The 23,593-nt window shown below is 73.3% G+C and carries 22 protein-coding genes; 6 read left to right on the top strand and 16 right to left on the bottom strand.

The window, feature by feature from the left end; all coding sequences use genetic code 11:
• Positions 1 to 14 precede the first annotated feature (14 nt).
• A complete protein-coding gene (locus BGK67_RS23020; protein WP_208948735.1) occupies positions 15 to 584 on the top strand; it encodes a PPA1309 family protein in 570 nt (189 codons plus the stop codon).
• A 25-nt stretch (positions 585 to 609) separates the two neighbouring features.
• Here BGK67_RS23020 and BGK67_RS23015 read toward each other — a convergent pair whose 3' ends face one another.
• The 4 genes from BGK67_RS23015 to BGK67_RS23000 form a co-directional block, all read right to left on the bottom strand.
• On the bottom strand, positions 610 to 1,701 hold the full coding sequence (locus BGK67_RS23015; protein WP_069921856.1) for a YlbL family protein: 1,092 nt from the start codon (positions 1,699 to 1,701) through the stop codon (positions 610 to 612).
• A gap of 85 nt (positions 1,702 to 1,786) precedes the next feature.
• Positions 1,787 to 1,984 carry a hypothetical protein gene (locus BGK67_RS23010; RefSeq protein WP_069921855.1) on the bottom strand — a complete coding sequence of 66 codons (198 nt, stop codon included), beginning with the start codon at positions 1,982 to 1,984 and terminating at the stop codon, positions 1,787 to 1,789.
• Positions 1,985 to 2,129: 145 nt separating this feature from the next.
• Positions 2,130 to 2,591, bottom strand: a complete 462-nt coding sequence (locus BGK67_RS23005; RefSeq protein ID WP_069921854.1) for a molybdenum cofactor biosynthesis protein MoaE — start codon at positions 2,589 to 2,591, stop codon at positions 2,130 to 2,132.
• A gap of 273 nt (positions 2,592 to 2,864) precedes the next feature.
• On the bottom strand, positions 2,865 to 4,037 hold the full coding sequence (locus BGK67_RS23000) for an SDR family oxidoreductase (RefSeq protein ID WP_107488842.1): 1,173 nt from the start codon (positions 4,035 to 4,037) through the stop codon (positions 2,865 to 2,867).
• Positions 4,038 to 4,254: 217 nt separating this feature from the next.
• Here BGK67_RS23000 and BGK67_RS22995 point away from each other — a divergent pair, with 217 nt between their 5' ends.
• A complete protein-coding gene (locus BGK67_RS22995; protein ID WP_069921853.1) occupies positions 4,255 to 5,661 on the top strand; it encodes a zinc-dependent metalloprotease in 1,407 nt (468 codons plus the stop codon).
• Complete coding sequence (locus tag BGK67_RS22990; RefSeq protein WP_069921852.1) at positions 5,658 to 6,182, top strand: NUDIX hydrolase; 525 nt, start codon at positions 5,658 to 5,660, stop codon at positions 6,180 to 6,182. The genes BGK67_RS22995 and BGK67_RS22990 overlap by 4 nt, the downstream gene beginning before the upstream one ends.
• Positions 6,183 to 6,272: 90 nt before the next feature.
• Here BGK67_RS22990 and BGK67_RS22985 read toward each other — a convergent pair whose 3' ends face one another.
• The 4 genes from BGK67_RS22985 to BGK67_RS22970 all read right to left on the bottom strand — a co-directional run bounded on the left by BGK67_RS22985 (position 6,273) and on the right by BGK67_RS22970 (position 10,242).
• A complete protein-coding gene (locus BGK67_RS22985; RefSeq protein WP_069921851.1) occupies positions 6,273 to 7,028 on the bottom strand; it encodes an AIM24 family protein in 756 nt (251 codons plus the stop codon).
• Positions 7,029 to 7,045: 17 nt separating this feature from the next.
• Positions 7,046 to 7,726, bottom strand: a complete 681-nt coding sequence (locus BGK67_RS22980) for an AIM24 family protein (RefSeq protein WP_069921850.1) — start codon at positions 7,724 to 7,726, stop codon at positions 7,046 to 7,048.
• A gap of 20 nt (positions 7,727 to 7,746) precedes the next feature.
• On the bottom strand, positions 7,747 to 9,411 hold the full coding sequence (locus BGK67_RS22975; protein ID WP_069921849.1) for a TerD family protein: 1,665 nt from the start codon (positions 9,409 to 9,411) through the stop codon (positions 7,747 to 7,749).
• A gap of 141 nt (positions 9,412 to 9,552) precedes the next feature.
• On the bottom strand, positions 9,553 to 10,242 hold the full coding sequence (locus BGK67_RS22970; protein WP_432215472.1) for a M48 metallopeptidase family protein: 690 nt from the start codon (positions 10,240 to 10,242) through the stop codon (positions 9,553 to 9,555).
• A gap of 123 nt (positions 10,243 to 10,365) precedes the next feature.
• On the opposite strand from BGK67_RS22970, the gene BGK67_RS22965 reads away from it, so the two are divergent.
• Both BGK67_RS22965 and BGK67_RS22960 read left to right on the top strand, forming a co-directional pair.
• On the top strand, positions 10,366 to 11,508 hold the full coding sequence (locus tag BGK67_RS22965; protein ID WP_069921847.1) for a ThiF family adenylyltransferase: 1,143 nt from the start codon (positions 10,366 to 10,368) through the stop codon (positions 11,506 to 11,508).
• 74 nt (positions 11,509 to 11,582) lie between these two features.
• On the top strand, positions 11,583 to 12,911 hold the full coding sequence (locus BGK67_RS22960) for an ABC1 kinase family protein (RefSeq protein ID WP_069921846.1): 1,329 nt from the start codon (positions 11,583 to 11,585) through the stop codon (positions 12,909 to 12,911).
• A 45-nt stretch (positions 12,912 to 12,956) separates the two neighbouring features.
• Here the strand turns inward: BGK67_RS22960 and BGK67_RS22955 are convergent, their stop codons facing one another.
• The 5 genes from BGK67_RS22955 to BGK67_RS22935 form a co-directional block, all read right to left on the bottom strand.
• Entirely contained in the window at positions 12,957 to 13,163 is a 207-nt protein-coding gene (locus BGK67_RS22955; protein ID WP_069921845.1) for an ADP-ribosylation factor GTPase-activating family protein, read from the bottom strand.
• A gap of 139 nt (positions 13,164 to 13,302) precedes the next feature.
• Positions 13,303 to 13,632 (bottom strand): hypothetical protein, encoded by a 330-nt coding sequence (locus BGK67_RS22950; protein ID WP_069921844.1) that lies wholly within the window; start codon positions 13,630 to 13,632, stop codon positions 13,303 to 13,305.
• On the bottom strand, positions 13,629 to 14,000 hold the full coding sequence (locus BGK67_RS22945) for a WhiB family transcriptional regulator (RefSeq protein WP_069921843.1): 372 nt from the start codon (positions 13,998 to 14,000) through the stop codon (positions 13,629 to 13,631). Before BGK67_RS22945 ends, BGK67_RS22950 begins: the two co-directional genes overlap by 4 nt.
• Positions 14,001 to 14,195: 195 nt before the next feature.
• Complete coding sequence (locus BGK67_RS22940) at positions 14,196 to 14,540, bottom strand: hypothetical protein (protein ID WP_079154331.1); 345 nt, start codon at positions 14,538 to 14,540, stop codon at positions 14,196 to 14,198.
• Positions 14,541 to 14,707: 167 nt separating this feature from the next.
• Entirely contained in the window at positions 14,708 to 16,876 is a 2,169-nt protein-coding gene (locus tag BGK67_RS22935) for an ATP-dependent DNA helicase UvrD2 (RefSeq protein WP_069921842.1), read from the bottom strand.
• 156 nt (positions 16,877 to 17,032) lie between these two features.
• On the opposite strand from BGK67_RS22935, the gene BGK67_RS22930 reads away from it, so the two are divergent.
• A complete protein-coding gene (locus tag BGK67_RS22930) occupies positions 17,033 to 17,293 on the top strand; it encodes a mycoredoxin (protein ID WP_069921841.1) in 261 nt (86 codons plus the stop codon).
• Between the two features lie 88 nt (positions 17,294 to 17,381).
• On the opposite strand, the gene nudC is transcribed toward BGK67_RS22930, so the two are convergent.
• From nudC to BGK67_RS22915, 3 genes are read right to left on the bottom strand one after another with little or no spacing between them, the layout of a single operon-like run.
• Positions 17,382 to 18,332: an NAD(+) diphosphatase gene (nudC, locus tag BGK67_RS22925; RefSeq protein WP_069921840.1), complete on the bottom strand. Its 951-nt coding sequence runs from the start codon at positions 18,330 to 18,332 to the stop codon at positions 17,382 to 17,384.
• Between the two features lie 31 nt (positions 18,333 to 18,363).
• The gene (locus BGK67_RS22920) at positions 18,364 to 19,770 is read right to left on the bottom strand and encodes a dipeptidase (RefSeq protein ID WP_069921839.1); all 1,407 of its coding nucleotides are present in this window, start codon (positions 19,768 to 19,770) and stop codon (positions 18,364 to 18,366) included.
• Between the two features lie 10 nt (positions 19,771 to 19,780).
• Positions 19,781 to 23,416, bottom strand: coding sequence for a UvrD-helicase domain-containing protein (locus BGK67_RS22915; protein ID WP_069921838.1), 3,636 nt, complete (start codon positions 23,414 to 23,416; stop codon positions 19,781 to 19,783).
• Positions 23,417 to 23,593: the final 177 nt, after the last annotated feature.

Here is a 23,593-nt window from a genome sequence, read left to right as displayed (position 1 = left end):
GGAAAGGAGGCAGGATGTTGTCCATGTCCAACCTTTCGCCTTCCCCCGGCACCCCGATGGCGGCCAGCCCGCTGACCCGGGCCTGTCTCGAGATCGACGAGTACGCGGCCGGCCTCGGCTGGGACCAGCCCGCCCGGCTGTTCGCCCTCGTCGACACCGCCAAGCTCAAGCGGCAGGAACCGCGCCTGGCCGGCCAGCTCGGCCTCGACCAGGACGACGCCGGCAAGAGCTCCTTCACCCCCATCGAGCAGGACGAGCTGCCCGCCGGGACCCCCCTCGACAAGTTCCTGGGCACCATCGCCTGGCCCGATGCCGTCGTCGGCTGCGCGCTGACGGTGGAGCGGCTGATGCTGCCGCCGTCCGCGGAGGCCTCCGTACCGGAGGGGCTGAGCGACAAGCAGCTGGCGAAGTGGGTCGCCGGGCACCCGGAGCGGCAGGAGGTCCGGCTGACCGTGGCCGTGCTGCGCGACGGGTCGCGGGAGTCGGCCGTACGGCTGCGCGAGAAGGACTCCTCGACCGAGGTCCTCACCGGCGGGGGCCTGGTGCCCGGACTGGCGGAGGCCCTGGCGGCGACGTTCTCGTAGCCCTCGGACTCGCGGGGGGGCAGGGTCAGGGCTTGGCGCCGCACTGCGGCAGCCCGGCCGTGTCCCCCTTGCTGATCTTCTCCAGCGACTTCGCGGCGTCCTCGATGGTGGAGACCTTCACCAGGGTCAGCCCGTCGGGCACGTGCGCGGCCGCGGCGGCGCAGTTGTCGGCGGGCGTCAGGAAGTACTCGGCGCCGGCCTGGCGGGCGCCGATGGTCTTCATCTGGATGCCGCCGATGGGGCCGACCTTGCCCGTGTCGTCGATGGTGCCGGTGCCGGCCACGAACTTGCCGCCGGTCAGGTCGTCCGGGGTGAGCTTGTCGACGATGCCGAGGGCGAACATCAGGCCCGCGCTGGGGCCGCCGACGTCGGCGAGCTTGATGTCGATCGTGAACGGGAAGGTGTGGTCGGTCCCGGCCCGGATGCCGACGATGGCGTGGCCGTCGCCCTCGGCCTTGCCCGCCGTGATGGTGACCTTGGTGGAGCCGGTGGCCTCGCGGTTCGCCTTCGCCGCCTCGGCCGCCTCGGCTGCGGGCACGATGGTGAACTCGACGGGCTCGCCTGGCTGGTGCTTGGTGACGAGCTTCGCCACGTCCCCGGGGGCGGTGACGGGGGCGCCGTCCACGGCCTTGATGACGTCGCCGGCGTGCAGCTTGCCCTCCGAGGGGCTCGCCTTGACCACGGAGGCGACGATGACGCGGGCGGAGACGGGGATGCCGAGCTGCTTGAGAGCCGCCACCTTGGCGCTCTGCTGCGACTGGCTGAACTCCTCGGCGTTCTCCTGGGTGGACTGCTCTTCCGTCTTGCCGTCCGGGTAAAGGTTCTCGTGCGGCACGACGATGTTGTCGTCGGCCAGCCAGCCGTACACCGCTTCCAGCAGGTTCATGTCGTAGTCCGCGCCGGTGACGCGGACGGTCGTCATGTTGAGGTGGCCGCTGGTGGGGTAGGTCTTGCGCCCCGAGATGTTCAGGACGGGCTCGCCGTGCGAGTCCCCGAGCGTGTTCACCGTGGGGCCGGGGCTCATCTCGGAGTACGGGACCTGGATGAACACTCCTGCGCAGAGCAGCGCGAACAGCACGAGGGTGGAAGCGAGCATCGTCGCAGTGCGGCGTGGCATGGATCCGACAGTACGGGACGGCCCTGGCGGGCGGCCGCTGGGGCCGGTCCGTACGGGGGCCGTACGCGGAGCTCTCAGGGGGATCTCAGACGGCGTCGGAGCCGGAGTGTGCCTGTGCCTTCGCCTTGGCCTGTTCGGCATTGCCCATGGCCTCGCGGAACCGCGCGTAGCCGGCGAGCTCGGATATGTCGCCTTGCGTGCGGTCGCGTGCCGCCCAGCTGCCCCATATGCCCGCGCCTATCGCGGCGAACAACGGAATCAGCAACCACACCAGAGACGCCATGGGCCGTCCTCCCTACCCCTAAGTGCATGTCGTTGGTGGCTTCAACGCTCATGCCCGGGAGGGGGTTACGCAAATCGAGGGCGTGTTGCGCGGCCGAACGGGTGCGAGGGTACCGCCTTCCGGGGGTGATTCCGCGACCGGGGGTTCAGCAGGCGCCGACCCACTCCTCGGTGCCGTCCGAGAACGTCTGGTGCTTCCAGATCGGGACCTCGTGCTTGAGGTCGTCGATCAGCATCCGGCAGGCCTCGAAGGCCTCGCCGCGGTGCGGGCAGGAGACGGCGACGACCACCGCCAGGTCGCCCACGGACAGGTCGCCCACGCGGTGGACGGCGGCCAGGGCGCGGACCGGGTACTTGGCCACGACCCGCTCGGCGACCCGGCGCATCTCCGCCTCGGCCGTGGGGTGGCAGGAGTAGCCGAGGGAGTCGACGTCCGCCCCGCTGTCGTGGTTGCGCACCGTGCCGACGAAGAGCGTCGTGCCGCCCGTCGCGTCGTCGCCGACGGCCTGGAAGACCTCGTCGATCGAGAGCGGGGTGTCGCGGATCGCGAGCAGCCGGACCGGGTCCTGCGCGGCCTGCTCGCCGGGGTGATCGAAGTGCGGTGCCATGCCTTCATCGTGCCCTAGCCGCTGACGCGGCGAAATAGCTGATTCACCCGTGCCGCACGACGCCCCTTGGGAGCCTCCTACAGAAAGCCCCTGGAACCCGGCCCCGTCCGGCACGTACAGGCCCCGCCACCATCCAGCCCCGCCGGCGTTCGAGGCGCGGGGTCCGGGGGCGGAGCCCCGATCCTTGAGCCCCGCCGGCGATCGAGGCGCGGTGCCCCGGGGCAGCACCCCGCAACGGCACCGCACCCCGGCGGGAGCCGACCGGCCGACGGGTCAGATCCCGCGCCTCTTGCGAGCCCTCCGCACGGCCGCCGCGGCGCCCAGCAGCGCCACCGTCGCCCCCGCGGCCCCGGCCGCGGTCGCCGCGTCCTTGCGTCCCAGCCGGCGCCCGGCGACGGTGTGCCGTCCCGCGACCTCCTGGAGGAGCTCGGCCAGCACCTCCTCGTTCGTCCAGCGCGGCCGCCACCCCGCCGCGTGCAGCCCGCTGACGCTGACCACCCACGGGTGCATCGTGTAGGCGAGGTCCCCGGCCGGGGACGGCGTCAGGCCGATGCGGTGCAGCCGGGCCGCGGCCCCCAGGGCCACCGCCGAGGGGAGCTCCATGCGGCGGATGCCGCTCAGCTCCTCCACCTCCTCCTGCTCCAGCCAGCCCTCGCAGCCCACCGCGAGCTCGCCCTCGACCTTCTCCAGGGCCGCGTACTCCAGCGCGCTGACCAGGTCCTCCACGTGGCAGAACTGCCAGGTGGGGCGGGAGCCGGCGACCACCAGCAGGCGCGGGGACTCGAAGTACCGGGTCAGCGCCGTGTCCGTACCGCCGACCAGCACCGCGGGGCGGACCACGGTGACGTTCAGGCCGGGGTGCGCCCGCGGCGCCCGCCGTCCGAGGCGCTCGATCTCCAGCAGGTCGCCGACGCCCGTCGCCTCGGCGGTGGCCCGCAGCTCGGAGTCCTCCGAGAGCGGGATGTCGTTGTCGGGCAGGGCCCCGTAGACCATCGCGGAGGTGCACAGCACCACCCGGTGGACCCCGGCGGCCGCGGCGGCGGTCAGCACGGTCTGCGTGCCGCGCACGTTGTACGCCGTGCGGGCCGCCGGGTCGGTCTCCAGGTCCAGGTCCAGGGCGAGGTGCACCACCACGTCCGCGCCGCGCAGCTTCTCGGCGATGGCGGGGTCCCGTACGTCCAGGACGTGCCACTGCGCGGCCGCGCAGTCCCCGCGCCGCTCGTCGATCGCGACGACCTGCTTGACCTCGTCGGAGGCGGCCAGCCGGCTCACCAGGGCCGCGCCGACGCCCGACGCGGCGCCGGTCACGGCGATCACGGGGCTGCGCCGCGGCAGTCCGTCCTCGTTTCGCGGCTGGCGAACACCGGGCACGTCCTCGCCGTGCTCGGCGCGGATTTCCGCGTCGTGCGGCGTGCGGCCGTGCTTGTCCGAGCCGTGTTTGCCCATAGCGTGCGGATCCGGGGAACTCACCAGGCGTCTCCAGCGGTTGTCTTCAGTAGGGACGCGCCGTGACGCGTACCTACCAGGTGACGTCCATCCTGCCGCAGCCCAGGAGCCGGCGGAGCACCGAGCCCCGAAGCGGGTGTGGTGTCTACGCTGGGTGGTGTTGTCGGGACCAATGCCCGCCGGCTCCCGCCGGCGGCCCTACGAGCCGAGGAAACCCGTGAGTGACACCCCATTCGGATTCGGCCTTCCGCCGGAGGAGCCGGAGAACGGCGACGAGGGCAAGAAGAAGGGCGGCCAGGGCGGCCAGGGCGGCCCGAATCCGTTCGGGTTCCCCGGCATGGGCCTGCCGGGCGGCGCCGGAGGCCCGGGCGGTGCGGACAATCCGTTCGCCTCGATGTTCGGCGGGATGAACCCGAACGACCTCGGTGCGGCCTTCCAGCAGCTCGGCCAGATGCTGAGCTACGAGGGCGGTCCCGTGAACTGGGACATGGCCAAGGACATCGCCCGCCAGACCGTCGCCCAGGGCACGGCGGACGGGGTGAAGGACAGCAGCGTCGGCGTCGCCGAGAAGTCCGCCGTCGAGGAGGCCGTGCGGCTCGCCGACCACTGGCTGGACGGCGTGACCTCGCTGCCCTCGGGCGCCACCACGGCCGTGGCGTGGAGCCGCGCCGAGTGGGTCGAGGCCACCCTCCCGGTGTGGAAGGAGCTCGTGGACCCGGTCGCCGAGCGGGTCGGCGCGGCCATGGGCGGGGTGCTCCCCGAGGAGATGCAGGCCATGGCGGGCCCGCTGCTCGGGATGATGCGCTCCATGGGCGGGGCCATGTTCGGCCAGCAGATCGGGCAGGCCGTGGGCGTGCTCGCGGGCGAGGTCGTCGGCTCCACCGACATCGGGCTGCCGCTGGGCCCGGCCGGCAAGGCCGCCCTGCTGCCGCTGAACATCGAGACCTTCGGCAAGGACCTGAGCGTGCCCTCGGACGAGGTGCGGCTCTACCTGGCCCTGCGCGAGGCGGCGCACGCCCGGCTCTTCGCGCACGTGCCGTGGCTGCGCTCGCACCTGTTCGGCGCGGTCGAGGGGTACGCACGCGGCATCAAGGTCGACACCTCGAAGCTGGAGGACGTGGTCGGACAGCTCGACCCGTCCAACCCGGAGCAGCTGCAGGAGGCGCTCCAGGGCGGCATGTTCCAGCCGCAGGACCCCCCCGAGCAGAAGGCCGCCCTGGCCCGCCTGGAGACGGCGCTCGCGCTGGTCGAGGGCTGGGTCGACGCGGTGGTGCACGCGGCCGCGACGCCCCGGCTGACCTCGGCGGACGCGATGCGCGAGACCATGCGCCGGCGGCGCGCCTCGGGCGGCCCGGCCGAGCAGACCTTCGCGACGCTGATCGGCCTGGAGCTGCGCCCGCGCCGGCTGCGCGACGCCTCGCGGCTGTGGGCCTCGCTCACCGACGCACGCGGGGTGGACGGCCGCGACGGGCTGTGGGAGCACCCGGACATGCTGCCGACGGCCTCCGACCTGGACGACCCGGACGGCTTCGTGCACCGCGAGCAGCTGGACTTCTCGGAGATCGACAAGATGCTCGGCGAGGCCGCCCGGAAGCGCGACGAGGACGGCGACGAGAAGAAGTGAGCCTGCACGAAGACGCGGTCCTCGTCCTCAAGGGCTACGAGGGCCAGCCCGAGCTGCGCGACGTCTACCTGGAGCACCTGGCCGCACATCCGGACGGGGTCTACAAGCCCTGCCGGGCCGGGCACGTCACGGGCAGCGCCCTGGTGATCGACCCCGAGCGGGAGCGGGTCCTGCTGACCCTGCACAAGAAGCTGGGCATGTGGCTCCAGATGGGCGGCCACTGCGAGCCCGGTGACGCCACCCTCGCGGACGTGGCGCTGCGCGAGGCCCGCGAGGAGTCGGGCATCGCCTCCGGGCTGAGCCTGCTGCCCGGCGGCCCGGTGCGTCTGGACCGGCATCCGATCCCGGCGCCCTGCAACTGGCACCTGGACGTGCAGTACGCGGCGCTGGCCCCGGCCGGGGCGGTGGCGGAGATCAGCGAGGAGTCGCTGGACCTGCGCTGGTTCCCGTACGAGGAGGTGGCGGCGGTGGCCGACACCTCGGTCGTACGGCTGCTGGAAGCGACCTTGGCGCGGCTGTGAGCCCGGTGTTCCCGGTGTTCCCGGTGTGACGAAGGGGCGGTCCCTCGCGGGGCCGCCCCTTCGCCGTGCCGGTGCCCGTGCCCCGGCGGGCTAGTTCCAGGCGTTGTTCTGGTTCTGCGCGTTCGAGCCGTGCTGGCCCATGCCGAACTGGGCGGCGGCGCCCTGTCCGATCTGGGCGTTCTGCGGCGGCAGCACCTCGCTGGGCTGGACCAGGGCGAAACCGGTGCCGAGGAAGCTCAGCTCCCAGCCCTCGCCGGTGTTGCCGCGGCGCCGCCAGACACCGGTGGAGTGCGTCTGGGCCTGCATCTGCACCCGCAGCGAGGTGGACCAGGCGACGATCGCGTCCGCGTCGGCGTTGACGTACTTGTCGGGCGTGACCTGCATCATCAGCGGCTGCCCGGAGGTCATCAGGGCGACCTTGCCGCGGCCGCTGATGTTGAGCTGGTACTTGCCGGACCCGGAGATTCCGTACTGGCTGTCCACCGCGATGACCTCGGTGTGCAGGGTGGAGTCCAGGGCCAGCACGTAGCTGCTGTCGACGGTGAGGCCGTCCTGGTCGACGTCGACGACGTGCACGTACTGCGCCAGGTTGGCGAGGTAGACCGTGCCCTGCCCGGAGCAGCGCATGAGGTCGAGGCCCTCGCCGGTGCGGCGGCGGGCATTGCGCTGGCCGCTGCTCTGGTACTCCCCGTCGAAGTCGATGATCCCCTGGTAGGCGACCATGGCGCCCTTGCGGGCGAGCACGTCGTCGGAGCCGGTCAGCGAGACCCGCAGCAGCTGCGGGTTCTGGACGGTGTACCGGTCCTGGGACTGTGCCTCGGCATGGGCGAAAAGTGCGCTCTGCATGATGTGTCCGCTCCCCCTCAGCCCCGGGCCCGGAGCCGGTCGGTGCTGTCCTCGCTGGGCTGTACGACGACGATGCCCTGGCCGGAGAAGGCCATCTGGTAGGCCTCCCCGCTGCCCCGGCCGATCATCGACGAGGCCTTGAAGCTGCGCTTGCCCTTGACCTTGAGATTCGGCGACCAGGCGACGAGCGCGTCCGGGTCGACGTACGTCTCGTCCTCGCCGCGGCCGCAGTCGACGACGATCGGCGTGCCGCGCGAGGTGAGCGCGACCCAGCCGGTGCCGGAGATCGACACGTTGAACAGGCCCTGGCCGGCGAACTTGGCCATGCCCTTGACCCGCTCGACGCCCCACTGGAGATGGGCGTCGAAGGCGAGCAGGTTGGTGCCGTTGACGGACAGCGCGTCGTTGTTGAGGTTGATGACGACCACGTCCGCGCCGTAGTCGGCGAGGTAGAGCAGGCCGTCGCCGGTGCACTTCATCAGCGGGGCGCCTTCGCCGGTGACCCACTGCGAGGCCATCTGGCGCACGGCCGGCGGGTTGGGCTCGTACTGGACGAAACCCTCGTAGGCCACCATCGAGCCGGTGCGGGCGAAGAGGTCCTGCCCGCTCTGCATGGCGACCTTGAGCATGGCCCGGCCGTGGTTCTCCATGCGGGCCGTGACGGGGGTCGGGGCGAAGCCCGCGAGCTGCTGGTTCATTGCGTTCATGTCGGGCTCCCTCAGACCTCGTACGGCTGGACGACGATGAAGTTGCCGGGAGCGCCGCGGAACTGGAGGTTCACGGTCTCCCCGCTGTGGCCGGGGTAGGCGTTGCGCCGGAGCCGGACCTGGCTGGAAATGATCACCTGGGAGGCGGCGGACCATGCCACGATGGCGTTGCTGTCCGCGAAGGTGGTCGGGGTGACCGGCAGCACGACCGGAACGCCGTGCGTCTTGACGATCACCGTGCCGGTGCCCTGGAACTGCATGGTGAACAGGGCGCCGCCGGGGATGCCGTGGCCTTCGATGCGGCGGACCTCGTGCTGGAGCGACTCGTCGAAGGCGAGGACGCTCTCGGCGGAGACGCAGATGCCGTCGCCCTGGAGCTCGATGGCGTGCAGGTGGGCGCCGTTCTCGGCGAGGAAGACCTGCCCGCGGCCGGTGCAGCGCATGAGCTGCATCTCCTGGCCGGTGGCGTTGCCGACGATGCGGCCCGCGAAGCCGGCTCCCTTGTAGCTGAAGTCGACCTTGCCCTGGTAGAGGACCATGCTGCCCTGGCGGGCGAGGACGGCCTGGCCGCCCATCGACAGGTCGACGCGCATGAGCTGCTGGTTCTGCGGGGTCCAGCGGGCGCCCGTGGGGGCTTCCTTGTACGGCTGGAGGGCGGCGGCGAGACCGGCCCCGGCGGGGGCGGCGGCCTGCGGGGCGTAGCCGGGCGGCTGCCCGGGGACCTGCCCGAAGGCGGGCGGCGGCTGGCCCGGGACCTGGCCGTAGCCCGGCTGCTGCCCGTAGGGCGCGGGGGCCGGGGCGGGCGGCGGTACCTGGCCGTACGAGGGCTGCTGGGGCGGCTGCCCGTAGGGCGCGGGGGCCGGCGGGGCGAACGGCGCGGCCATGGTGGGCGCGGTGTGCTGCGGGTACGCCTGCGGCTGCGGGGCCGGCGCTGGGGCCGGGGCGGGCGCGGGGGCGGGCACGGGCGCGCCGAAGGAGGGCGCCGGAGCCGGGGGCTGCGGGGGGGGGGCCGGCGGGGCCGGGGCGCCGAACGCCGGGGCCGGGGCCGGGGCGCCGAACGACGGGGCCGGGGCGGCCGCCTGCGGCGGCGGGGCGAACCCCGGCGCGGCGCCCGCCTGGGCGGCCGGGGCCTGCTGCTGCGGCTGGTCCTCGGCGACCTCGCCGCCGAAGTTCCTGAGCAGCGCGTCGAGGCCGCCGTCGAAGCCCTGGCCGACGGCGGCGAAGCGCCATACGTCCTTGAGGTAGAAGTCGCCGAGCATCACGGCCCGCTCGGTGGTGAATTCCGAGCCGTTGAACGCGTACCGGACGACCTCTTCGCCGCCCGCCACGATCCGGATGTGGCCCGGTCCGATCTGGGACATCTGGCCGGCGCCGTCGAGGGTGGCGGTGAAGGACAGCTTGTGGATGGACGACGGCACGCGGTCCAGGGTCACCCGGAAGGATTCCGTGTCACCGGCCTGCGGGCCGAGCTGCTGGATGGACTCCTCCGGCGACTTCGGCTGGTTGAAGAAGATGAAGTAGCGGTCGTCCGAGAGCCGTTCCTCGGCGTCGAGGCCGAAGCAGCTGATGTCGAAGGTGAGCCCGGGCCCGGCGATCTGGACGCCCACGTACAGATCGGTGCCCGCCGTCAGATCACTGATCTTGGCCTTGTGGCCCCGCTGGAATTCCCTTGCCATACGTAACGACCGTCCCCCATCCCGACTGTGAATGCGTGCCGCTCAGGCTAACGGCAACGGCCGACATCCGGCCAAGTCGGTACCGACCCGGTACATATCACCGTGTGTGACAGGGCGAGTGGGGTGCGGCCCGCGGGCCGGCTATTCGTCCCGGGACGCGGGAACCTTCGGGAGGCGCTCGGCGGCGACGACGCCCTCCAGGTATCCGCGGGCCCGCTCGGTGCGGGGATAGGCCTCCAGCAGCTTCCAGAAGCGCGGTCCGTGGCCGGGCACGAGGAGGTGCGCCAGCTCGTGCAGGAGCACGTAGTCGACGACGTACTCCGGCATCCCCTGGAGGCGGTGCGAGAGCCGGATGCTGCCTTCGGCCGGGGTGCAGGAGCCCCAGCGGGTGTTCTGGTTGGTGACCCAGCGGACGGAGCGGGGACGGGCCCGGCCGCCGAAGAACTGCTCGGACAAACGCTCGGCGCGTTCGGTCAGTTCCGCGTCCCCGAGGGTGCGCTTGCTCTCCTGCGCGGCCAGTTTGTCGAGCATGACGCCCACCCAGCGCTGCTCCTCGGCCTCCGACATCCGGGCAGGGATCAGGACGACCGTACGGTCACCCTCGCGGTAGGCGGATACGGTCCTGCGGCGGCGCGCGCTCCGGCGGACTTCGACGGCGCGCTGCGGGAGGTCGGCGGACACGCCACGACGGTACCCGGTACCCGTCGCGGAAGTCCCGCACGTCCGGGGTTCGAACGTGATCGGTGTGGGATCGGTGCGCGGACCGGGCGCGGACCGGTGCGCGGATCGATGCGCGGCTGGTGTCCCGGCCGCACCATTTCTCCATCTCATATGCCTTATAGGCCTTGCCTGTGGACAAATTCCCGCACGGAACGCGGAGGACGGGCACTGTGGCGAAGGACGGCACATGGGGGCGGTGGGAGCGCCGCCCGGGGAATCGAGGGGGACGGAACCATGTATCCGAAGGTGAAGCCGGCGCTGGCACGGGCGTGGCGGGACCTGCAGACGGTGCAGTTCGGGGTGACCCCCGCCCACGCGGTGGTGCTCGGCCCGGTCGACACGGCGACGGGCGCGTTCATCGACCGGATCGACGGGACGCGGCGGATGGAGCTGCTGCGGGCCGAGGCCTCGGGGATGGGACTGCCGGACGGCCAGGCGGACGAGCTGGTCCGGCGGCTGGCCGGGGCGGGGCTGATCGACGACGCCACGGCGGGCGGCCCGCGGGCCCAGGCCGTGCGGGGGCGGCCGGAGACCCTGGAGCGGCTGGCCCCCGATCTGGGCTCGCTCTCCCTGGTGCACCGCGAACCGGGCGGGGACTTGAGGGGCATCGCCGCGCGCCGGGCGATACGGGTCCAGGTGCGCGGGAGCGGCCGGGTGGGAGCCCTGATCGCCTCCGTCCTGGCGGGAGCCGGCGTGGGCGGGGTCGAGGTGCTCGACGGCGGCCGGGTCGAGCCGGGGGACGTGGCTCCGGGCGGGCTCGAGCCCGGGAGCGTGGGCCGGCTGCGGGCCGAAGCGGCGGGCGGGCTGGTGCGCGAGTCGGCGCCGGGGCGGGCCCCGCGGGCCGGGGAAGGCGAGGGTCCGCGGCCGGGGCTCGCCCTGGTGGTGGTCGCGCCGCGGGACGGGCTGCACGCCTGGGCCCCGGATCCGGACACCGCGGCCCCCTGGGTCGCCACCGGGATCCCGCACCTGTACGCGGGGGTGCTGGAGGGCACCGGGCTGGTGGGGCCGCTGGTGCTGCCCGGGGCTACCGCGTGCGCCGGGTGCATGGAGCGCGACCGCGTGGACCGGGATCCGGCCTGGCCGAGGATGCTGGTGCAGTGGCGGTCCGCCCACCGCCGGCGGACGGGCGCCGCCTGCGACCTGGGGCTGTCCACGGCGGTGGCGGGGCTGGCCGCGGCCCATGCCCTGTCCTTCCTCGACGGCGAACTGCCCGCCTCCACCGCGTCCCGCTGGGAGGCCGCCCTCCCGGGGCTCCACTGGGAGCACAGCTCGCTGCTGCCCCATCCCGACTGTCCTTGCGGAGCGGGCGCCGGACGCCCCGCGGTGGTGCGGGGCGCCGGGGGAGGATCGGGAGCGGACCCGCCGGTAGGGCCATGACAGGATGCGTGGGTTGGAGGGGGTCTCCCCGAACCGCCGCTTGCGGCGCAGCTGTCTGGGACATGGAGGGGCATATGTCTGATCTTCCCCGGAAGGCGGTCACCCGCACCGTCAAGCTGGCCGCGCTGCCGCTGGGCATCGCGGGTCGGGCCACCTGGGGGCTGGGCAAGCGGATCGGCGGCAAGTCGGCGGAGATCGTGGCGCGCGAGCTCCAGCAGCGCACCGCCGAGCAGCTGTTCCGCACGCTCGGGGAACTGAAGGGCGGTGCCATGAAGTTCGGGCAGGCCCTGTCGGTCTTCGAGTCCGCCCTGCCGGAGGAGGTGGCGGGGCCCTACCGGGCCGCGCTGACCAAGCTCCAGGAGGCGGCCCCGCCGCTGCCCGCGGCCACCGTGCACCAGGTGCTCGCGGACCGGTTGGGCGCGGACTGGCGCGACCTGTTCGAGGAGTTCGAGGACAAGCCGGCCGCGGCGGCCTCGATCGGGCAGGTGCACCGGGCGGTGTGGCACGACGGCCGGCAGGTGGCGGTCAAGGTGCAGTACCCGGGAGCCGGTGAGGCGCTCCTGTCGGACTTGAAGCAGCTGAGCCGCTTCGCGGGGCTGCTGGGCCCGCTGATCCCGGGCATGGAGATCAAGCCGCTGATCAAGGAGCTGCGCGACCGGGTTTCGGAGGAGCTCGACTACGAGCTCGAGGCCGAGGCCCAGCGGACGCACGCGGACGCGTTCCTCGACGACCCCGACGTCGTCGTGCCGGACGTCGTCCACCAGGGCGACCAGGTGCTGGTGACCGAGTGGCTGGAGGGGAGGCCGCTGTCGGAGGTGATAGCCGACGGCACGCAGGAGGAGCGCGACCGCGCCGGACAGCTCCTGGCCCGGTTCCTCTTCTCCGGGCCGGCGCGCACCGGGCTGCTCCACGCGGACCCGCACCCGGGCAACTTCCGGCTGATATCGGGCGAGGACGGCCGGATGCAGCTGGGCGTCCTGGACTTCGGCACCGTGGACCGGCTGCCCGGCGGCTGGCCCAAGCCCATCGGCAGGTCTCTGCGGATGACGCTGGACGGTGATGCCGAGGGCGTCTACGGGCACCTGTGCGGCGAGGGGTTCGTGAAGGAGTCCATCGAATTGGACCCCGACGCGGTGCTGGACTACCTGAAGCCGATCATCGAGCCCGCCGAGGCCGAGGAGTTCACCTTCACGCGCCCCTGGCTGCGCGGCCAGGCGGCCCGGATCGCCGATCCCCGCTCCCCCGCACACCAGTTGGGCCGGCAGATCAACCTGCCGCCCTCGTACCTGCTGATCCACCGGGTGACGCTCAGCACCATCGGGGTGCTGTGCCAGCTGGGCGCCACGGTACGGCTGCGTGACGAACTGGACACCTGGCTGCCGGGGTTCGCTCCCGCGCGGTGACGGGCGGCGGCGCCGACACGACGTCGGCGCCGTCCTGACCTGGCGTCACCACCAGGAGGAGTCGAGCCTGCCCTCGATCGACCGGAGATGGGCGCGCGCGCAGTCGACGCAGAAGTACTGCCTGGTCCCGTTCTCCACCGAGCAGGTCCAGGTGATCGGGGCGCCGTCGGGAGACCGGGCACCGCAGCGTGCGCAGACGACGGGCTGGTTCTCGGGGCCCGGCTGGGCGGGGTGGGGAGTCGGCTGGTCCACCTCCAGACGATATCGCCGTGCGGGTGGAGAGCCCCTCGCAACGCACCGGGGGGACCGGTCCGTTCGGACCGGTCCCCCCGGGACTGGTGTTCTGCTCTTGCCGGATACCGGCCAGGGCATGCCTGCTATGGCATGCCTCTTACTGCATGACGGCCATGGCCAGCGCGCGGCGGGCGCGCAGCGAGACGCGCTCGGCTCGCCGCTGCATGCGGCGGGCGGCGACCAGGCGCAGGGCGTGACGCTCGGCGTCCGCCTCGCGCATGCGGTCGTCCATATGGGCACGAGCCAGGGCTTCTGGGATGAGTTGCATTTCGCGGGTCCTGTTCTGACGCGAGGTGATCGCGCCGGTGGTGATGAAGTCTGCGTGGGCGGCGCCGTGGGGCTGCTCGCTCGTGGAGTGGGCGGTCATGAGGGCCTGCTTCAGGGGGTCGTGCGTGAGGGGGCGGTCGATGGTTCCGGTGGCGGTCATGCCGCGACAACCGGGTTCTTGCGCGGGCGACCGCGCGGCCGCTTCCGGGCGACGACGACACCCTGGACGAAGAGCTCGCCGCCCCAGACACCCCAGGGCTCGCGGCGCTCGGTCGCCCCGGCGAGGCAGGCCTCGACCAGCGGGCAGGTCCGGCACAGGGACTTGGCGTACTCGACGTCGGCCGGGGACTCGGCGAAGAAGACCTCGGGGTCGAAGGTGCGGCAGGGAACGGGTACGCCGAGGTTCTCGATGGCGTCGTCGAGCGCGGTGAGCGCCGTGAGCGGGGTCAAGGTGTGGTCCTCCGGGACTGCGGGCGGGGAGATCGTTCGGGTCTGCGGTACGGACGGGGCGTGCGCTTCAAGTTGCACGGTGGTTTCTTCCTCGTCTTGTTCGGCTAGTCGTTCCGGCCGGTCGGCCGGGTTCGGCTGGGCTGTCCTCACACCGACTGGCTCCGCCAGCCCCGTGGCCCCTTCGCTGTGTCGCCCCCGTTCGGGGACAAACAGAAGGGCCGCGGATCCCGGGTGGGGTTCCGCGGCCCTGAAGGCGCCGGCCAGATCATGCGATCAGGCTGGATCACTCCAGGGTTCGAGCCCGCGGTAGGCCCACATCAGGTGGTGCTGCTTCGTCTGCTTGGTCTGCTTCGTCTGGCGCTTGAATCCGGCACCGGCGGCACCGGCCGCGGCGGCGGAGCCGTAGGCGCCGTACGCCTGGGCTTCTGCTGCCAGTACTGCCACCGGTGCCTGGGTCGGTCGCTCATTGCGCTCGCTGACCGGAAGGGTCGCCAGGAGGGCCGGAATGGCCGCGGGGATCGCGGACAGACCGGTACCCCGGAGAGAGACGGAACCGAGCAGGCAGGAAGCGTCGACCGAGCGATCGGTCATTTTGGTGAAGGTCATGAAGCTGATCACTGGTTTCGCCTCCTCTCGGCGTCTCGGGGACGGGGCCCGGAGGCCCGTCCCATGCGTATTCGGATAAGTACAGCACGGATCCAGGGCTTCGGAGAAGCCACCGTTTCCGTTGCTAAGAACCTATGGGGATTCGCCGGGCATGTGCAAACTATTTTTCCGACAAGTTTCTACGCGTCGTCAGACTCCACGGCCCCAGGCTCCTGACCTGCGCAGATGGCCAACACGTCGGCTCCGTACCGCTCGAGCTTCCGTCCACCCACCCCGGAGATCATCGAGAGCTCGCCGCCCTCGGAGGGCGCGGCCTCCGCGATCGCCATCAGCGTCTTGTCCGTGAAGACGCAGTAGGCGGGCAGGCCCTGCTCCTTCGACTGGACCGCGCGCCACTCGCGCAGCCGCTCGTAGAGCCCTTCGTCCATGTCGGACGGGCAGTCCTCGCAGCGCATCAGCTTCAGCTCGCCGGCCTCGGTCAGGGTCTTGCCGCAGACCCGGCACAGCACCGGGCCCCGGCGGCCGCGTTTGCGGGCGGCCGGCCGCTCGGCCGCGCCGCCCGGCCCGTTTCCCGGAGCCGTGGAGCCCGGCCGCAGGCCGTTCAGGAAGCGGCTGGGCCGTCGGGAGGCCCGGCCGCCCGGAGCCCGGGAGAGGCCCCAGGAGAGGCCCAGGTGCAGCCGGGCCCGGGTTACGCCGACGTAGAGCAGCCGGCGCTCCTCCTCGACCTGCTCGTCGGTCTTGGCGTAGGTGATCGGCATCATGCCGTCGGTGAGGCCCACGAGGAACACGGCGTCCCACTCCAGGCCCTTCGCCGCGTGCAGCGAGGCCAGGGTGACGCCCTGGACGGTCGGGGCGTGCTGGGCGGCCTTGCGCTCCTCCAGCTCGACCGTCAGGTCCGCCAGGGTGGCGCCCGGCCGGGCGCGGGCGAAGTCCTCGGCGAGCCGGACCAGCGCGGCCAGCGACTCCCACTGGTCGCGCACGGCGCCGGATCCGGCGGGCGGCTCGGCGGTCCAGCCGGTGGAGCTGAGCACGGCGCGGACCTGGGAGCCGAGCTCGACGACATCGTCGAGCAGGGGGTCGTTCCCGCCGGACCGGGCGGCCCCGCGCAGCGCGAGGAGCGCCTTCTGGACCTCCTGCCGCTCGAAGAACCGCTCGGCTCCGCGCAGCTGGTACGGCACCCCGGCGTCGGCGAGGGCCTGCTCGTAGACCTCGGACTGGGCGTTGATCCGGTACAGCACGGCGATCTCGCCGGCCGGGACGCCCGCCGCGATCAGGTCGCGGATCCGGTGGGCGACGCCCTCGGCCTCGGCGGGCTCGTCCGGGTACTCCGCGTACACCGGGTCGGGACCGGCCTCGCGCTGCGAGACCAGCTCGAGCCGGTGCTCGGCGGCCCGGCCCCGGGCCTGGTTCAGGAGTCCGTTGGCGAGGTGGACCACCTGGGGGGTGGACCGGTAGTCGCGGACCAGCTTGACCACCGTGGCCTGCGGGTAGCGGGTGCGGAAGTTCAGCAGGTGGTCGGGGGTGGCGCCGGTGAAGGAGTAGATCGTCTGGCTGGCGTCGCCGACGACGCACAGGCTGTCGCGCTCGCCGAGCCACAGGTCCAGCAGCCGCTGCTGGAGGGGGCTGACGTCCTGGTACTCGTCGACGACGAAGTGCTGGTACTGGGCGCGGATCTGCTCGGCGATGTCGTGGCGGTCCTGGAGGATGCCGACGGTCAGGAGCAGCACGTCCTCAAAGTCGATCATGCCGCGGTCGCGCTTGAGCTGCTCGTACGTCCCGTAGATCTGGGCGATCTCGGCCAGGTCGCGCGGTGCCTCGCGGCCCGCCTTGAGGGCGGCCGCCGGATAGTCGGCGGGCACGGTCTGGGTGACCTTGGCCCACTCGATCTCGCCGGTGACATCGCGCAGCTCACCGCGGTCGAGGCGGATGCGGCAGCGCGCGCCCGCCTCGGCCACGAACTGGATCTTGCGCTCCAGCAGCCGGGGCACGTCCCCGCCGACCGCCTTGGGCCAGAAGTACTGGAGCTGGCGCAGGGCGGCGGAGTGGAAGGTCCGGGCCTGGACCCCGCCCGCGCCGAGTCCGCGCAGCCGGCCGCGCATCTCCCCCGCGGCCCGGTTGGTGAAGGTGACGGCCAGCACACTGGCCGGCATGAGCTGGCCGGACTGGACCCCGTAGGCGATGCGGTGGGTGATCGCGCGGGTCTTGCCGGTGCCGGCTCCCGCCAGCACGCACACCGGTCCGCGCAGGGTCGTCGCGACCTCGCGCTGCTCCGGGTCCAGGCCCAGGAGCACCGCGTCGGCCGAGTCGACGGGGCCGGCGAAGGATGAGGTGTGCGTTGCTGGTGTCACCCCGCCATGCTGCCAGGTCTCGTGGGTCGGGCGGGAAACCTGTCCACAGGCTCCCGGCGTCCGTAGTACTTACCGGCAGGAGCGCACGGGAATGGTCGGGCGACCCCGTACGTTCGAGTACTCGGACCACCGAGCCCCCACGAAGGAGAGCGCAGCATGCAGGACACGGGCACCGTCACGATGTACAGCACGACCTGGTGCGGCTACTGCCGCCGGCTGAAGACCCAGCTGGACCGGGAAGGCATCGCGTACAACGAGATCAACATCGAGCTCGACCCGGAGTCCGCGGCGTTCGTGGAGAAGGCCAACGGCGGCAACCAGACGGTTCCCACGGTCCTCGTGAAGTCCTCCGCGGGCCACGAGTCCGTCATGACGAACCCGAGCCTGGCCCAGGTCAAGCAGGCCCTCGCCGTCTGATCGCCTCCCCATCACAGAAGGCCCCCGCCCCGGCGGGGGCCTTCTGCCGTCTGCGGGCCGGGCCGGGCCTCGCGGGCCCGCCCTGGCCTCAGGTGGTGGGGCCGGGCTTGGGCAGGGGCTGGCCGTACCAGAGCTCCACCAGGCGGGCGGCGATGGAGATGCCTCCCGCCGGGGGGACGACCTCGCCCGATTCGATCGCCGTGCGCAGGTCCTCGCGGGAGAACCAGCGGGCCTCCTCGATCTCCTCGCCGTCCACCGTGATCTCGTAGCTGGTGGCGCGGGCCGTGAAGCCCAGCATCAGGCTGTACGGGAACGGCCAGGGCTGGCTGGCCACGTACTCGACCTCGCCGACCCGGACGCCCGCCTCCTCCCACACCTCGCGCACGACGGACTGCTCGATCGACTCGCCCGGCTCCACGAAGCCGGCCAGGGTGGAGAAGCGGCCCTCCGGCCAGTGCACCTGGCGGCCCAGCAGGGCACGGTCCTGGTCGTCCGTGACCAGCATGATCACGGCCGGGTCGGTACGCGGGTAGTGCTCCGCGCCGCAGCCCGGGCAGCGGCGGATGTGCCCGGCGGCCGCGACCACCGTGCGCTCGCCGCAGCGGGAGCAGAAGCGGTGCATCCGCTGCCAGTTCTCCAGCGCCACCGCGTGCACCATGAGCCCCGCGTCGCGCGGCGACAGCAGCAGTCCGGCCTCGCGCAGGCCGGCCGCGCGGGCCGACTGGTCCATGCGGCCCGGCAGCGCGTCCTTCTGCAGCGCGAAGTACCGTACGCCGTCCTCGTCGGTCCCCAGGAAGTAGCGGTGCGTCTCGGTGACCGGGGCCTCGAAGGCCGGGGTCATCACGATGCCCGTGCCCCCGTCGGGGGTGTCGTCGATCAGCACCTGGCCGCCGGAGACGACGAAGACGCGGGTCGTCGGGTGGCTCCAGGCGGCGGCCAGCCAGGCCTCGTCGAGGCGGTGGTGTGCGACACGGTCGATTCCGCTGGGCGCGGTCAGCGAGATCGGACGCTCGGTATGGATGCTCACGGGTACTTCCAACTCCCCCGGTGGTGGGACAGGCAGGTGGGCGTCAGGCGGATGTGCGGTGGGACGCGGCCAGATCGCCCCAGAGGTAGGCGGTCGTCTCGACGCCCTTGAGGAGGAGGTCCAGCTCGACCTTCTCGTTCGGCGAGTGCCAGCCGTCGGACGGCACGGAGATGCCGAGGAAGAGGACGGGCGCGCCCAGGACGTCCTGGAGGTCGGCCGCCGGCCCCGAGCCGCCCTCGCGGGTGAAGCGGATCTTCTGGCCGAAGGCGCGGCCCATCGCCCGTACGACCGACTGCAGCGCCGGGTGGTCCAGCGGGGTCAGGCACGGGCGGGTCGGTGCGCCGAAGGTGATGCAGTGGCGGATCCCGTCCGGGACGCGGGCCGCGACCCAGTCCCGGACGGCCGCCTCGACCTCGTACGGGTCCTGCCCCGACACCAGGCGGAACGACAGCTTCAGGTGGGCGGAGGCGGGCACGATCGTCTTGCCGCCGGGGCCCTGGTAGCCGCCGCCGATGCCGTTGACCTCGGCCGTCGGGCGGGCCCAGACACGCTCCAGGGTGGAGTACCCGGCCTCGCCGGCGGCCGCGTGGGACTTGGCCGTGCGCAGCCACTCGGACTCGTCGAACGGGAGCTCGGCGATCAGCGCGCGCTCGGCGTCGGTGAGCTCGGCGATGCCCTCGTAGAAGCCGGGGATCGTCACCCGCCCCTCGTCGTCGTGCAGGGCCGCGACCAGCCGGGCGGCGACGGCGGCCGGGTTCGGCACGGCCCCGCCGAAGGCTCCGGAGTGGATGTCCTGGTCCGGGCCGTGGAAGTCGATCTCGCAGTCGGCGACGCCGCGCATGCCGGTGCACACCGTGGGGGTGGTCTCGGACCACATGCCGGTGTCGGAGACGATCACGACGTCGGCGGCGAGCTCGGCCGCGCGGGCCTCGACGAGCGCGCGGAAGTTCGGGGAGCCGGACTCCTCCTCGCCCTCGACGAGGAGCTTGAGGTTCACGGCGGGGGCGGCGGCGCCGGTGGCCGCCAGGTGCGCCCGTACGCCCAGGGTGTGGAAGAACACCTGCCCCTTGTCGTCGGCGGCGCCGCGCCCGTACATGCGGCCGTCGCGGATGACCGGCTCGAACGGGTCGGAGTGCCAGCCGTCGGCGAGGGCGGCGGGCTGCACGTCGTGGTGCCCGTACACGAGGACGGTGGGCGCGTCCGGGTCCTCGCTCGGCCAGTGCGCGAACACGGCCGGGGCGCCCGCGGTCTCCCAGACCTCGGCGACCGGGAAGCCGGTCTCCTTGAGCTTCGCCGCGAGCCATTCGGCGCTGCGGCGCACGTCGCCCGCGTGCTCGGGCTGCACCGAGACGGAGGGGATGCGCAGCCACTCGGCGAGGTCGGCGAGGAAGGCGGCGCGGTGGGTGTCGATGTACGTGCGGACGACGCTGTCCGGCGGGGTGTCGCTCATGGCCCCGAGCCTAGCCGTCCACCTGATGGTCACTGTCGGTGCCCGATGTGCCTTGGAGGATCCGCTCAAGACGGGCCCGGTCGGGGAGGTCGCGGGGGCGGATCACACGGCCGCTGCGGACGTGCAGGAAGGCGGCGGTGACCTGCTCGAGCGGGGTGCCGGTGGCTTCCGCCCAGGCCAGGCGGTAGACGGCGAGCTGGAGCGGGTCGGCCTCGGTGGTGCGGCCGGTCTTCCAGTCGACGATCTCGTAGCCGGTGTCCGTGCGGTAGACGGCGTCGATCCGGCCGCGGATGACGCGGCCGGCGAGGGTGAGCTGGACCGGGGCCTCCATGCGGTGGGGCGGCCGGTCCGCGTACTCGCTGCGCTCGAAGGCGGCCTTGAGGGAGTCGAGGTCCGCCTCGTCGGCGACCTCCTGGTCGGAGCCGGGCAGCTCGGTGGCGGGGTCGAGCACGTCGAGCAGCGGGAGCGGGAGTTCGTCGAAGCGGGACTCGACCCAGGCGTGGAACCGGGTGCCCTGGCGGGCGGCGGGCTGCGGGGGCTTGGGCATGGGGCGGGCGAGGTCGCGGGCGAAGCCCTGCTCGTCGGCGGCGAGCCGGAGCAGCTGGCCGGCCGACAGGGCGGGGGGGAGTTCGACGTCGCGGACCGCCGCGCGGGCACGGCGGAGCTCGCCCTCCAGGGCGTCGAGGTCCCGGTCCCAGGAGGCGACGGCCCGCGCCTCCTCGGGCAGGAGCGGCGGCCCGGCGGACAGGACCGGGCCGCCGGTTCCGCCGGGGGCGGGCCGGGCGCCGTCGGGAGCCGGGCGGGCGGCGGGCGGGGCCGGGCGGGCGGCGGGCGGGGCGTCCTGCGGCCAGAGGTCTTCGTCGTACCGGGCGCTGCCCCCCGCCCCGCCCGGGGCAGGCGGGTGCGCCGGGGTGGGGCGGGGCTCCGCCGGGTCCGCTCCGGGCCAGAGGTCGCCGTGGTCGTACGGGGCCGGCGCCGGGCCCGTCGGCCGGGGTTCGGCCGGCGGCGCGGGGTCCGGCTGCGGCCAGTCCTCGTCGTCCGGCCAGGGTTCGTCCTCGTAGGACGGGTCCTCGCAGTCCGGGGGCCAGAGGTAGGCCTCGTCCTCCTCCGGCCGGGCCCGCTCGGGCGGGGGCGGGGCCGCCAGGTAGGACTGCACCAGGGCGGCCGCCGAGCGGCGGAGCGCCAGCGAGCCGGGGTCGAGGGGAAGCGGCCAGGAGTGGTCCTTGGCGGCTTCGGCGGACAGGGCCGGGTTCTCCGCGTCCGGTTCCGGCTCGTCCGCCCAGGCCTCGATCTCCCCGGCGCCGGCCGCGCAGTGCTCGTACAGCCCGGTCAGGAAGGCGGAGGGGCCGCGGCGCTTCTTCTGGGTCGGGCCCCACCAGTGGCCCGAGGCCAGGAGGAGGGAGCGGGGGCGGGTGAAGGTCACGTAGCCGAGGCGCAGTTCCTCCACGGACTTGTGGTCCTTCAGGGCCGCCTTGAAGGACTTGAGCCCGGCCGAGGTCCAGGCCGGGTCCGCCGGCAGCGTCGGCGCGTCGCCGCGCAGCGCGTACGGGAGCACCTTCGCGTACGAGGTCCAGGCCTCCGGCGCCCGCTCCTTCGGGAAGGCCCCGGCGCACAGGTCGGGGACGACGACCACGTCCCACTCCAGGCCCTTGGACTTGTGGGCGGTCAGCACCTTCACCGTGTTCTCCCCGCCCGGCAGGGCGTGGTCCAGGCCCTTCTCGTACTGGGCCGCCGTCCGCAGGAAGGCGAGGAAGGCCAGCAGGGTCGCCTCGCCGTCCAGGGCGGCGAAGCCCGCGGCCACGTCCATGAAGTTCGACAGGGTCTCCCGGCGGCGGGCCGCCAGTGCGTGCGGGGAGGCCGAGAGCTCCACCTCGAGGCCCGTCGCGGACAGGATCCGGTGCAGGACGTCCATCAGGGGGTCGGAGAGGGAGCGCCGCAGGTCGCGCAGCTCCTGCGCGAGGTGCGCGAAGCGGACCCGGGCCTCGGCGGAGAAGGGGAGCCCGTCGTCGGACCGGCCCGCCCCGTCCAGGAAGGTCTCCAGGGCGTCGGCCAGCGACACGACCTCCGCCGGGTCCACGCCCTCGACGGCCGCCGCGAGCCGCTCGTCCGGGTCCGCCGCGTCCGCGTCGGACGGCGCGCGGCCGACGAGCAGGCGGGCCCGGCGGCCCAGCAGGGCCAGGTCGCGCGCGCCGATCCGCCAGCGCGGGCCGATGAGCAGCCGGACCAGCGCGGCGTTGGCGCCCGGGTCCTGGAGCACCTCGCAGACGGCGACGAGGTCCGCGACCTCCGGCAGGTGCAGCAGCCCGGACAGGCCGACGACCTCCACGGGCACGTCCCGGGCCACCAGCACGGCCTGGATCCGCGCGAAGTCCCCGGCGGACCGGCACAGCACGGCGATCTCGCCCGGCTCGGTCCCGGTGCGGACCAGGTGCGCGACGGAGTCCCCGAGCCACTCCAGTTCCTCGGCATGGGTCTCCAGCAGGGCGCACCGCACGAAGCCGGAGCGCTCGGCGCCGGGAGCCGGGCGCAGCGCCTCCACCCCCTCGTGCATGGCGCGCAGCGGTGCGGCGAGCCCGTTGGCCAGGTCGAGCAGGCGGCCGCCGCTGCGCCGGTTCTCGCTGAGCGAGAGGCGGGTGGCGGGGGCGCCGTCGGCCTGCGGGAAGTGCGCGGGGAAGTCGTCGAGGTTGGCCACGGAGGCGCCGCGCCAGCCGTAGATGGCCTGGCAGGGGTCGCCCACGGCGGTCACCGCGTGCCCGGTGCCTCCCCCGAACAGCCCGGACAGCAGCAGCCGCTGCGCGACGGAGGTGTCCTGGTACTCGTCGAGCAGGACCACCCGGAACTCCTCGCGCAGCAGCGCCCCGACCTCGGGCCGGGTGGTGGCGAGCTGCGCGGAGAGGGCTATCTGGTCGCTGAAGTCGAAGAGGTCGCGGGAGCGTTTGGCGGCGCGGTAGCGGGCGACGAGCTCCAGCAGTTCGAGGCGGCCGCGCACGGCCTCGGGAACCTTGCGCAGGTCGTCGTTGGTGAGCTTGGTGTCGGCGAGCGTGTCCAGCAGCTCGGTGTCGTACGCCCGCAGGCGCGCCGGCTCGACCAGGTGCTCGGAGAGCTCCGCGTCGAGCGCGAGCAGGTCGCTGACCAGGTCGGGGAGGGATTTGGTGAGCGAGGGGTAGGGGCCGGGGGCCTCGCGCAGCACCTTGGCGGCGAGCTGGAAGCGGGTCGCGTCGGCGAGGAGGCGGGAGCTGGGCTCCAGGCCGATGCGCAGGCCGTGGTCCTTGAGGAGCTGCCCGGCGAAGGCGTGGTACGTGGAGATGCGCGGCTCGCCGCCGGCCGATTCGGCCTCGGCGGGTGAGGGGTCAGGGTCGGTGATGCCGGCCCGCGCGAGGGCCGTGCGTACGCGCTCGGACAGCTCTCCGGCGGCCTTGTTGGTGAAGGTCAGGCCGAGGACCTGCTCGGGCGCGACGGCGCCGGTGCCCACCAGCCAGACCACGCGGGCGGCCATGACGGTGGTCTTGCCGGAGCCGGCGCCCGCGACGATCACCTGGGGGGCGGGCGGTGCGGTGGCGCAGGCCAGCTGCTCGGGCGTGAAGGGGATGCCGAGGAGCTCTTTGAGCTGCTCGGGGTCGGTGAGGACGGACGGACGCGCGGACACCTCAAAAGGCTAGCCGCCCCCACCGACACTCCGGTCCGGGCGCGGTCTCAGCCGGCGGGCGGGCCGGGGGGCGGGCCCGCCTCGCGCGGCGGTCCGGCGCGCGAGGGCCGGCCGGGCCGGCGCGGCGGCCCGGCCGGCGCGGTGATTCTGCTCACCCGGCGGGTCGGCGGGGGGCCC

Origin of the sequence: Streptomyces subrutilus (assembly GCF_001746425.1) — a bacterium.
Classification (GTDB): Bacteria; Actinomycetota; Actinomycetes; order Streptomycetales; family Streptomycetaceae; genus Streptomyces; species Streptomyces subrutilus_A.
Note: the sequence above shows the minus strand (reverse complement) of the source record. Positions and strands in the feature narration are given on the sequence as shown.